The sequence below is a fragment of the Serratia sp. BNK-4 genome (genome assembly GCF_048685115.1).
Taxonomy (GTDB): domain Bacteria; phylum Pseudomonadota; class Gammaproteobacteria; order Enterobacterales; family Enterobacteriaceae; genus Serratia; species Serratia bockelmannii.
Genome location: NZ_JBLQTM010000001.1, coordinates 1514991 through 1525995 on the forward strand (window position 1 = coordinate 1514991; position 11005 = coordinate 1525995).

Genomic DNA, 11005 nt, shown 5'->3' on the forward strand with positions numbered 1-11005 from the left:
AAAGAGTGACACGGCGGTGCAAAGGCACGGCAATGCCATAACGAAAACTTAATTAAGGGGGCGATTATGACACAAGTTTGCATTGCTGCGTATGTGTATGGCGTGGTGCAGGGGGTGGGGTTTCGCTATTCCACTCAGCGGCAGGCCGAGGCGTTGGGGGTGGCCGGCTATGCGCGCAACCTTGATGACGGCAGTGTCCAGGTGGTGGCCTGCGGCACACAGGCGCAGGTGGATAGGCTGGTGGAGTGGTTGAAACAGGGCGGCCCGCGCAGCGCGCGCGTCGAACGCGTGCTGGTGGAGCCGCAGGGCGTGGCTGACTACGATGGGTTCGGCATTCGCTATTAAACGCTCGCCTGCAGCGGCGCTGCGGTCAGATGCATTTTACCGGTTTGGGCAACCCGGCGATCTTGGTGGCTTGTTTGGCCGGCCCTTTCGGGAACAGGCGATACAGATAGCGGCTGTTGCCTTTTTCTTCGCCGTATTTCTGTGCCATCGCTTTGACCAGCATGCGAATAGCCGGTGAGGTATTAAATTCCTGATAGAAGTCGCGCACGAAGCGCACCACTTCCCAGTGTGCTTCGGTGAGCACGATCTCTTCCTGCGCGGCCAGCAGCGGCGCCAGGCCTTCATGCCAGTCGGCGCTGTTTTTCAGATAGCCCTGCGCGTCAGTGTCAATAACCTGACCTTCAAACTCCAACATACTGCCTCGATAACGGATAATTCGGAACGGCCGCCAGTTTAGCAAATTTTTTCAGCCGCAAAAAACAAAGCCCCGCCGGAGCGGGGCCTGGAAGGCAGGTGTAACACGCGATCAGTTGCTGCGGGCGAAGCCCAGAATGCTCAACAGGCTGATGAACATGTTGTAGAGCGACACGTACAGGCTAACGGTGGCGCGAATGTAATTGGTCTCGCCGCCGTGAATGATGTTGCTGGTTTCCCACAGGATCGCGCCGGCGGAGAACAGGATGAACAGCGCGCTGATGGCCAGGTGCAGGGCAGGGATCTGCAGGAACAGGTTGGCGATCACCGCCACCAGCAGCACCACAAAACCGGCCATCATCATGCCAGACAGGAACGACATGTCTTTACGGGTGGTCAGCACATACGCCGAGCAGCAGAAGAACACCGCTGCGGTGCCGCCCAGTGCCAGCATGATCAGGTCGCCCGCGCCGGCGTTCAGGAACGAGCTGAGGATTGGGCCGAGGGCATATCCCATGAAACCGGTCAGCGCGAACGCCGCCAAGATGCCCGCTGGGCTGTTGGCCAGTTTATGGGTCAGGAACATCAGGCCGTAGAAGCCAACCAGCATCAGCAGCAAGCCCGGCGCCGGCAGCCCCAGCATCGTGCTGGCGGTGGCGGTCAGGGCTGAGAAGGCCAGGGTCAGGGATAACAGGAAATAGGTGTTGCGCAGGACTTTATGCGTGCTGAGCAGCGAGTCGCGCGAAGAAGATGAGACGACAATGCGGTCCATAATGCTCTCTCTTATCAAGCCATCACAAAATAATCCCGATAATAGGCAGCGCAAGCGGTTGATTAAAGTTTGTTTACCAATCTTTACCCTTAGTTATCATTACGGCAACAGCGGGGATGCGGACGCGTGTTTGTTCGCCGTTTGCCGCGCCTTCGCTGATTTTTCGCGCGGTTGAACGCGCCCGGGCTTTACAAGCGAATAAGGTCTGTTTATAGTGCGCGTCGTTGCGGAGGGGTGGCCGAGTGGCTGAAGGCAACGGTCTTGAAAACCGTCGACGGGAAACCGTTCCAGAGTTCGAATCTCTGCTCCTCCGCCATACATTCTGACCCCGTGCTCTCTGAGCACGGGGTTTTTTGCTTTTGCGTGCGGAGAAAACGGCAAGCCTTTCCAGGAAACGCGATCGGCTATTGATAAGGGCTACGCATCGGTGAGATTATGCGTTTATCAAGGTCGGCTGCTCGGGTGCCTGCTCGTGTCAGGCGTGACCGGCGCGATAATCAACGCCGCCTTATCTATTTTCGCTTAATGCTCTATGGAGACAGAGATGAACTGGTATCAAGTCGCCTTATGGACCATGATCTTTCTGAAGTCCGGCGCTTTCCTAGTATTCGTGTGGTGGTGGATGTTCAAACGTGCGACCAAACCTTATGTGCGTCCGCAAGACGTCGTGGTGGATGAGACGCCGTATGACGATAGCCTTACGATGGAAGAAGTGATGAAGAATCATGGCATTGTACGGACTGAAAAGCCGCTCTGATCGTCAAATGTGTGTTTTGCTATAAACCCGAGCCTGTGGCGCTCGGGTTTTTTTATTCCTGCCGTTACTTGAGATGCATCCCTTTTCCCCTATCTTGTTTTACCCTTACGGCGATTTATTTAAATGAATTACCTTTCGGTATATTTTTAAATGTACTTTAAAAGTGGGATTTATATTTATATGGGAGGGTATATTTTTCTCTGAAAGAATTCAGCCTTATCGACTGAACGAAGAAAAGTGTGGGCGCTGTTTTTTGTGTGTCTGGATATTGATATGCAAAGAGTGTCGCATTTTCGGGCTGCTCCTATAGCGGTGGGTCGGAAAATTTTTAAGGTAGAGGAAAACTAAACTTTACGTGGGAGGATAAGGGGGGAAGGAATCTAAGATTTTTCTTTATGTGTTTTTTTCTTTTTATTTCAATGGTTTTTTGTTTTTATGCCACAAGCGCTTTATGAGGAAACGGCGACATTTATTTAACCTGCGCAGCAAGTATCCTGTCGTACTCACTCTTTTAAGGCGCGTATCTTTCCGCTCATTGCGCGATTCGTTTTTTTATGGTCATGAAAATTATTTGATTCGATGTTGCATTTTTTTTGTCTTTGGAATTAATATGTTCTGCATCTGGCGGTGAATGAGATTTTTCCCATTGCCGGATATCTTTTAGAATACACTTGGATATATATAAATATATACCGCCACATATAAACTTTTAGATGGCAGGATGCTGTCAATACTCTGCTATTGCCTAAGCTTCGTTAGCCTCTAAACGGTTTAATGGTGTAGGTCATTTTATATATGCTCTCTCAGCGAAGAAAGTAATGGGGTTTATTATGATTAAGCAAGGCATCTCTTTGGCGGTATTGGCTGCCGCGTTAACATCTGTGGGCGCAACGGCGGCAGATAATTCCGCCGGTGGCGTTATTTCGTTTAGCGGTGCCGTTACGGATACCACTTGTACCATCAATGGCGGGAAAAGCGCCGATTTTACCGTTGCGCTCAGCCCGATTTCCGTGACGGATGCGGGCACCGTTGTCGGTCCCATCACCAAAAACAAGAAATCTTTCTCGCTGACGTTCTCCGGCTGCACGCCGGCGGCGGGAACGGCCGGTACGCCGCTGAAGATCTACTTCTCTTCGGCGAATAATATCTCTACCGACGGAAAATATCTGCTGAACAGCTCCGTGAATGAAAGCGACGCCGCCGTAGCGAAAAACGTCGGTTTTTCTCTGGCCGAGCCGGGTTCATCCACGCCGATTCCGTTGAACGTGCCTTATGTCACCAAGATCAAAGGCGATAAAACGGCGCCAGATGCCGAAACGCTGACGCTGGATGCCTATTACTACAAGACCAATGCGTTGGAAGCAAAAGTGGGGGAATTGAGTTCCAACGTGACGTACACCATTTCTTACCTGTAATTGCAATTAAGCCAGGCCTGTGCCCAAGGCAAAGGCCTGGCATCTGGGGTGACTATGAAACAGTGCTTAATCTTTGCTGGATTGTTTCTCAGCAGCTTTTGCGCCGATGCCAATATTGTAATTAATGGAACGCGCGTTATTTATCCGGAAAAAAACAAGGATGTTATCGTTCAGTTAGTCAACAATGGTGACGATCCGGCACTGGTGCAGGCATGGATTGATGATGGTGATATCAACTCGACGCCTGAAACGGCAAACGTGCCGTTCTTGTTATCCCCGCCGGTTGTAAAAGTTGCCGGAAATAATGGCCAGCAATTACGCATACAAAAAATGGGCGCGGCGCTCCCCGGCGGTCGTGAGTCGGTATTTTATTTGAATGTGCTGGATATCCCGCCTACGCCGGAAAATTTGCAAGGGGTCAATACGCTGCAATTAGCCATCAAATCGCGCATCAAGCTATTTTATCGCCCGGCAGGGTTAACCGGCAGCGCAAATAACATCACCGACTTCATTGAACTCCAGGCGGCAGGGAAGGGATTTAAGGTTATCAACAAAGGTCCTTACTTTTTTACGTTGGCCAATGTTGATCAGAAAGGCAAAAAGAATCTGTTGATTGACTCAGTGATGGTCGGGCCATATTCCAGCCTCTTTGTTCCGACCAAAGTTGGTGTGAGCCGGAACATTCCCTACACCCTGCTCTATATCGACGACCTGGGGGCTTATAAATCTAAAGCCATTACAGCCCGCTAACGTGAAGAACGGCCATGAAGCTTAAACTAAAATTGCTTTCGATACTGACCGCATCTGTATTCATTCCGTTAAATAAAGCCTCGGCGATGAAATTCGACACTTCTCTATTGGCCGGCGCGTCCAGCGAATCCGACCTGTCGCGTTTTTACCTCAATAATGACATGCCGGCAGGCACGCAAACGGTCGACGTGTATGTCAACCAGAGTTGGAAAGGGCGGTTCTCGTTGCAGTTCGGCGAACATAAAGGCGATATTCGCATCGCCCATCGTGACGCCGCCCTGTTGGGCATCGATATGAGTAGTTTGTCCATCGGGGGGGACAAGGAACCGATCCCCGTCCAAACGTTGGTGCAAGGAGGAAGGGCCGACTTCGACGTGGGGACGTTGAGCCTTAAGCTGACGGTGCCTCAGTCGCGAGTGATTCGCGCAGAGGCCGGCTATGTTGACGCCAAATTTTGGGATCGCGGCGTGCCTGCGCTGCTGCTGGCCTATAACGCCACCTATTACCACGTGCAGTCGTTGCAGGGCGACAAGGCGTCAAACGACGATTTCTATACCGGTTTGGAATCGGGGATCAATCTGGCGGGTTGGCAATTCAGAGACAGCAGCAATTTCCGCAGCAGTTCGCGACAGGGCAGCGATTGGCAAAATAATACTCGCTATGTGCAGCGTGGCTTCGCCGCCATCAAATCGAACCTGACGATGGGCGATTTCTATTCGCCGGGGGACTTGTTCGACTCGATTCGGGTGCGGGGCGGCGCTTTAGCCTCGGATATCAACATGCGGCCCAATTCGCAGCAGGGTTTTTCGCCGATAGTGCGGGGCGTGGCGCAGAGCAATGCCCTGGTGAAAGTATTGCAAAACGGCAACCTCATCTATCAGGAGAATGTGCCGCCGGGCTCCTTTACGCTGGATAACATATTGCCGACCGGCTCTGCGGGGGATCTGTTGGTCGTGGTCAAGGAAGCCGACGGGCGGGAACAATCCTTTACCGTACCGTTTTCCGCCGTTCCCAACATGTTGAAGCAGGGGGTCAGCAAATACGGCCTGGTGGCCGGTAAGGTCAATCAGGCGGATACCGACTATGCGCCCGCTTTCGCGCAGGGCACGCTGCAGTATGGCTTCAATAACCTGGTCACCGGTTACGTCGGTACGATCCTCAGCGAGGACTATCGCGCCTGGCTGCTGGGCAGTGGCTGGAATCTGCCGTTCGGCGCGGTATCCGTCGATGTGACTCAGGCCTCGACGCATTTGCAGGATCGCAATGAAAATGGGCAAAGTTTTCGGATCGCCTACAGCAAGTTTTTGGACGCTACCGCAACAAACTTCACGCTGGCGGCATACCGTTATTCGACCAAAGGTTATTACAGCTTTAACGATGCCATCTACACCCATCAAGGTTACCGCGAGCGTGACAAGCGTTTTCACGATTATTGGAACGATCGGGATGACGATGAGCTTGCCCCGTTGGATTTGAATACCTGGGACGCCGTTCGCGCCGCTCGTCCACGCAATACCTTCAATTTGAACCTGAACCAGAGGCTCGCAGACGGGTGGGGCACGCTCTATTTCTCCGGCACCCAACGCGATTATTGGTCGGATACGAATAAAAGCCGGGAATACCAGCTCGGGTATTCAAACGCCTTCTCGCGCGTCAGTTACAACATTTCCGCGAGTCGCGTGAGAAATTCCGATCGCAAAGAAGAGACGCGGTTTTATCTCTCTCTGAGCGTGCCGCTGTCGATGTTCGACAACAATGCCTATCTCAGCACCAGCTTATCCGCCACCGATTCGCACTATCAGCAAAGCTCGCTGAGCCTGAGCGGCAATGCGCTGGAATCAAACCGTCTGAGTTATGCGCTTGCCGGCAGCAACCAAAGCGGCGGCAACAGCATGGCGAGCGTGAATGCCGCCTATCGCGCCAACGCGACGACTGTCGGCGGCTCCTACAGTGAATCATCAGACTATCGACAGTTGGGCATGAGTGCCCGCGGCAGCCTGGTGGCGATCCCTTGGCATTTGCTAGCGTCCAACGAAATGGGCAACACCATGATGGTGGTGGACGCGCCCAAGGCCAAAGGGCTGATGGTGAACGGCGACGAGAGCATCGTCACTAACGACGAAGGGCTGGCTTTGGTGCCTTACGCCACGCCTTACCGGCAAAACTCCGTGACATTGTCGGATACCGGCAACAGCTCCGGCGCCGAGATCGTCGGCAATATCGCCAACAGTGTGCCCTATGCCGGCGCCGTCAACTATTTGAGATTTGAAACCGATCAGCGTCGGCCTTATACGCTGCGCGCCTTTAAGCGCGGCAATAAACCCCTGCCATTTGGTGCGGAGGTGGCGGATCAAAGTGGGAATGCCATTGGCTTCGTCGGGCAGGCCAGCGTCCTGTATCTACGGGTTGAACAGCAGCCAACGTCGCTGGAAGTCAGGCTGAATGACGGTGTCTGCAAGATTGAACGCCCGAAAATATCGATGGACAGCGCAGCCAACACATGTCGATAAAGGATAATTACACCATGCTCAGGATACTCGCACTGACGCTGTCCCTATTGTTCAGCGGTTACAGTTACGCTTCATGCTACGGCAATGGCATCCAATATGCGCCGCCGATCTACGTCGATTTGTCGGATAAGCTCAGCGATAAGACACCGGTCTGGGAAGGCAGTTTTTATACGCAATACAGCGGTTCATTTAGCTGTTCAACCTCGAGCAGCGAATTCGGCTATACGCGTATCCTGTCAACCGACAGCACGAAGGCGACCATTCTGGGATTCAACAGCGGTAAATATTGGATACGCGCGGAAATAACCAACGACATCGCCAACAAAAAGCTTAGCGGTTGGGGATCGCACTCCGCTTCGGAATTGAATCAGCCGATGAATATCCGTTTCAGTCTGGTCAGCAAGACGGGCACATCGATACCCGGCGACACGGTTAGCCTTAAGGACGTGATGTTCGTGACCGATCTGAGCGGGATGTCTTTGCTGGAGATCATTTTGTGGCCCGCCAAGCAGTTGGTGAAGATCTTGACCTGGCTGCTCAACGGCTTCAATTGGCCTTACGATCAGCGCGACATGTACGGACAGCCGATGACCATCAAGTATGCGCCCAAGATGACGACCTGCACTTTCGACAATGCCGGCCTGGCAGTGAAGTTGCCGACGTTGGGGATATCGCAGATTACTCAGGGGGCGCAAAATGGCCTGACGCCCTTTACACTGAATTTCAGCTGTCAGAATCGGCAAAGCGGCGGCACGGCCGATCGGGATATCAATATGTTTTTATCCAGCAATAATCTGTTGGCTTCGGATAATACGGTTTTGATAGATAAAAGCCCTGAGGCGGCAAAAGGCATTGGCATCCGGCTGGTCAAGACGGCTTCGCCTAATAATCCCGTCACGCTGTCGCTTTCCAGCGTGGCACCAGGTGCGGCGACTTCATTATTTCATGTGGGAACCGGCAATGCCTTGGATGCGCAATTTTCCATCGGTATGGCGGCCTATTATTATCCTTACAGCCCCACCACAATGAGCAGTGGGGGAATTAATACATCGGCCATGCTTAACATTATATATAAATGATTCTTTTGTTATTTTTAATAATAAAAAACAGGTTGCCACATATAAGAAAAATCTTAACATGGTAATTGGTGGCGAATATTATTTACTTGAATAATATTGGTGTTTAATCCGGATCTCTATGTTGAGGATGAATTGTATGACGGAACAAATCCAGATCGGTGTCAAAGTGGAAAAATCGCTAAAAGATGAGGTTGACGTCATTCTTCGCGGTTTGGATATTAAGCCGACGACGGCGATAAATGGGCTTTATCAATATATTTCACAGCATGGAGAGCTCCCTTTTGTCATATCAACCAGCGTGAAAACACCGAAGGATATCGCCGGCGGGTTGTTCAAGAGCCTGTTTTCCTTACAAAGCACGCTCAGCGTTTTCTTGGATAAAGTGCAAATGAAGCGGTGTGTCAGCAGGGAGGAAGTATTGATTGTGCTCGATATACTGCGCGATTTTATCGTTGCTTTTCGCCAAAGCGCGCAATATCTCGGCGCTTCGCCTTTCGGGCGGCGTGTAATTTGGAAGGATGCCGTATGCGCGGTCGAGAGTATTCATGAAATTCTAGATAATAACGTAAAGTACAGTGAAGATGGCATTATGAATTTGGATGAAAAATATCTTTCATCGCTGTCTGCATTGCTGATCTCATTATGTTCTTCACTTAAGTAAGTCGAACCAATAAAGTTAATTGGCATGACTGCCATGGGGGCGTTGTTAAAAACGCGCCCATGACAAATAGCAATGGGGTGATCCTGTGCGAGTGGCTATATTTTCTGATGATTACTATTTATTCTATGGCATATCGCAGATCTTGAAGTCGTTGGAGGGCGTTGAAGTTATTGGTCTGCATTCATCTGCACGCCGTGGATTACATGCCATGTCTTGTCATGCAGAAGTGGTCATCGTCTCTTTCTCGTCTATCTGTCGGGTTATGAATTTCTTATCGCATATTATCGACAGGCCTGACAATACGATCGTCTTAACCGGCGTGGAAACGCCGCGCCTGGCGAATTTTAACTGTCTGAAAAAAAACATCGGTCTTACGACGTTCGTTGAGGCGATAAAAATGTTCACCGCGAGCTGCAAAGGGCAGAGCCTGTCGCCGCGCGAGCTTTCGGTGTTGGCCATGCTGCTGGCGGGAAAACCGAATACCGGCGTCGCTAAGGCGTTGGGTATTTCCGAGAAAACCGTCAGCCAGCATAAAATGAACGCCATGCGTAAGCTGGAGATTCAACGTTTTCATCAGTTCATTTTGGCAGCGGATGAGCGAGTGTAATCGCTATTCCACAGGCGGGTGCGTTGGCCCGCAGGGAGAGCGTCTGCTCACCCATGATCGGCCGGGCGTTCGAAAATATGCGCACCGGCACCCTGTTGGCCCCAAATATCGTTTGGGTTGCGCAGCGGGCAGTCGGCGAGGGACAGGCAGCCGCAGCCGATACAGCTGTCGAGATGATCGCGCAGCACCGTCAGCCGCTGTATGCGTTCATCCAGCGTTTTGCGCCAGGAGGAGGACAAAATTCCCCATTGTTCGGCGGTTAGCTTGCTGCCGGTGGGAAAACGCCCCAGCGTTGCGCGGATCTCCTCCAGCGGAATGCCCGCGCTTTGCGCGATCTTGATCACCGCGATGTAGCGCAACACCACCGGCGTGTAGCGGCGCTGGTTACCGGCGTTGCGCATCGCCTGAATTAGCCCCTTGCTTTCGTAAAAGTGCAGCGCGGATACCGCCACGCCGCTGCGTTTCGCCACTTCCCCAACGGTCAATAGCCGATTGGCGTCAATCGGTTCATTTCTTGCCATTTTGTCTTCCTCAACTTGACCTCAAGTTAACCTGAGGTTTTATAGTGCAGCCAGCCGGGCTTGGCAACCGGTATCTCTCGTCACCTCCCTGCGCTGCGTCGGGGGAAGGATGGCTTTGGCTGTAAAATCAGGAAGAAACCGTTACATGATGAAACGATACCTCATTATTGCCGCACTGCTGGCGGCACTCGCCGTCGCCGCCGTTGCGATGCGTTCCACCGCGCGACAAAGCGAAGGCGCACCGGCCTATCCGCCGGTTAAAGTGGCGCTGGCGCCCGCCCTGCGTGAGCAGGCGGCACGCAGCTATGCCGGCGTGGGCGAGCTGGAGGCGGCCAGCCAGGTGGAAGTGGCGGCAGAGACCAGCGGCCGCATCACGCGCATTCTGTTCGAATCCGGCCAACCGGTGCGGCAGGGGCAACTGCTGGTGCAGCTTAACGATGCGGTTGAACAGGCTGAGCTGGTGCGCCTGCAGGCGCAATTGCGCAATGCCGATCTCTTGCTGGCGCGCATGCGCAAGCTGATGAACCTCAACGCTACCGCGCGGCAACAGCTGGACGACGCGCTGGCCGAGCGGGATATGGCGTTCGGTGCGGTGCAGGAAACGCAGGCCAAAATTGCGCAAAAGGCGGTCCGAGCGCCGTTCTCCGGCACCATCGGCATTCGCCGCGTGCATGAAGGGCAATACCTCAACGCCGCCGAGGCGGTGGCGAACCTGGTGGACGCCGATACGCTGCGCGTCAATTTCTCGCTGGACGAACAAAGCAGCGCCGGGCTGGCGTTGGGGCAGGCGGTGTCGGTGCAGGTTGGGGCGTATCCCGATCGCGCTTTCCCCGCCGCCATTACCGCTATCGACCCGATGATCGGCAAATCCCGCACCGTGCAGGTACAGGCGACGTTGAGCAACCGTGAGGGATTGCTGAAGGCGGGCATGTACGCGGGCATTCGCGTCACGCAGCGGCAACGCGTGGCGGTGCTGACGGTGCCGGAAACGGCACTGACCTATACGGCGTACGGCGATACCGTGTTTCTGGCGCAGCAGGGTGAAAAGGGCATGACGGTCAAGCGCGCCTCGGTCACCGTGGGTGAGCGCAACGACGGGCGCGTCGAGATAGTCAGCGGCCTGCAGGAAGGCGATCGGGTGGTGACTTCGGGCCAGCTCAAGCTGAGCGACGGCATGGCGGCCGAGCCGGTGGCGCAGGATACCCTGAACGCCGCCCCGGCCGGTTCCTGAGGA

The 11005-nt window shown here is 53.4% G+C and carries 12 protein-coding genes and 1 tRNA gene; 10 read left to right on the plus strand and 3 right to left on the minus strand.

The features are described 5' to 3' along the window. Nucleotides 1-66: 66 nt before the first annotated feature. On the plus strand, nucleotides 67-345 hold the full coding sequence (gene yccX / locus ACMGGW_RS07225) for an acylphosphatase (RefSeq protein ID WP_060432835.1): 279 nt from the start codon (nucleotides 67-69) through the stop codon (nucleotides 343-345). A gap of 25 nt (nucleotides 346-370) precedes the next feature. Here the strand turns inward: yccX and tusE are convergent, their stop codons facing one another. Next, complete coding sequence (gene tusE / locus ACMGGW_RS07230) at nucleotides 371-700, minus strand: sulfurtransferase TusE (protein WP_004928095.1); 330 nt, start codon at nucleotides 698-700, stop codon at nucleotides 371-373. A 111-nt stretch (nucleotides 701-811) separates the two neighbouring features. After that, nucleotides 812-1471, minus strand: a complete 660-nt coding sequence (yccA, locus tag ACMGGW_RS07235) for an FtsH protease modulator YccA (RefSeq protein WP_004928091.1) — start codon at nucleotides 1469-1471, stop codon at nucleotides 812-814. Between the two features lie 228 nt (nucleotides 1472-1699). On the opposite strand from yccA, the gene ACMGGW_RS07240 reads away from it, so the two are divergent. The 8 genes from ACMGGW_RS07240 (at nucleotide 1700) to ACMGGW_RS07275 (ending at nucleotide 9250) form a co-directional block, all read left to right on the plus strand. Further along, nucleotides 1700-1787, plus strand: a tRNA-Ser gene (locus ACMGGW_RS07240). A gap of 228 nt (nucleotides 1788-2015) precedes the next feature. Continuing rightward, entirely contained in the window at nucleotides 2016-2228 is a 213-nt protein-coding gene (locus tag ACMGGW_RS07245) for a hypothetical protein (RefSeq protein WP_025302319.1), read from the plus strand. Between the two features lie 818 nt (nucleotides 2229-3046). Then, a complete protein-coding gene (locus ACMGGW_RS07250) occupies nucleotides 3047-3643 on the plus strand; it encodes a fimbrial protein (protein ID WP_369825806.1) in 597 nt (198 codons plus the stop codon). Between the two features lie 54 nt (nucleotides 3644-3697). Further along, complete coding sequence (locus ACMGGW_RS07255; protein WP_025302321.1) at nucleotides 3698-4393, plus strand: molecular chaperone; 696 nt, start codon at nucleotides 3698-3700, stop codon at nucleotides 4391-4393. A gap of 14 nt (nucleotides 4394-4407) precedes the next feature. Continuing rightward, entirely contained in the window at nucleotides 4408-6903 is a 2496-nt protein-coding gene (locus ACMGGW_RS07260; RefSeq protein WP_049295352.1) for a fimbria/pilus outer membrane usher protein, read from the plus strand. Between the two features lie 14 nt (nucleotides 6904-6917). After that, complete coding sequence (locus ACMGGW_RS07265) at nucleotides 6918-7982, plus strand: fimbrial protein (protein WP_025302323.1); 1065 nt, start codon at nucleotides 6918-6920, stop codon at nucleotides 7980-7982. A 136-nt stretch (nucleotides 7983-8118) separates the two neighbouring features. After that, on the plus strand, nucleotides 8119-8643 hold the full coding sequence (locus ACMGGW_RS07270; protein ID WP_025302324.1) for a hypothetical protein: 525 nt from the start codon (nucleotides 8119-8121) through the stop codon (nucleotides 8641-8643). Nucleotides 8644-8734: 91 nt separating this feature from the next. Then, on the plus strand, nucleotides 8735-9250 hold the full coding sequence (locus ACMGGW_RS07275; protein ID WP_197538605.1) for a response regulator transcription factor: 516 nt from the start codon (nucleotides 8735-8737) through the stop codon (nucleotides 9248-9250). A 47-nt stretch (nucleotides 9251-9297) separates the two neighbouring features. Here ACMGGW_RS07275 and soxR read toward each other — a convergent pair whose 3' ends face one another. Beyond that, nucleotides 9298-9771 (minus strand): redox-sensitive transcriptional activator SoxR, encoded by a 474-nt coding sequence (soxR, locus tag ACMGGW_RS07280; protein WP_025302326.1) that lies wholly within the window; start codon nucleotides 9769-9771, stop codon nucleotides 9298-9300. Between the two features lie 145 nt (nucleotides 9772-9916). On the opposite strand from soxR, the gene ACMGGW_RS07285 reads away from it, so the two are divergent. Then, the gene (locus ACMGGW_RS07285) at nucleotides 9917-11002 is read left to right on the plus strand and encodes an efflux RND transporter periplasmic adaptor subunit (protein WP_197832195.1); all 1086 of its coding nucleotides are present in this window, start codon (nucleotides 9917-9919) and stop codon (nucleotides 11000-11002) included. Nucleotides 11003-11005: the final 3 nt, after the last annotated feature.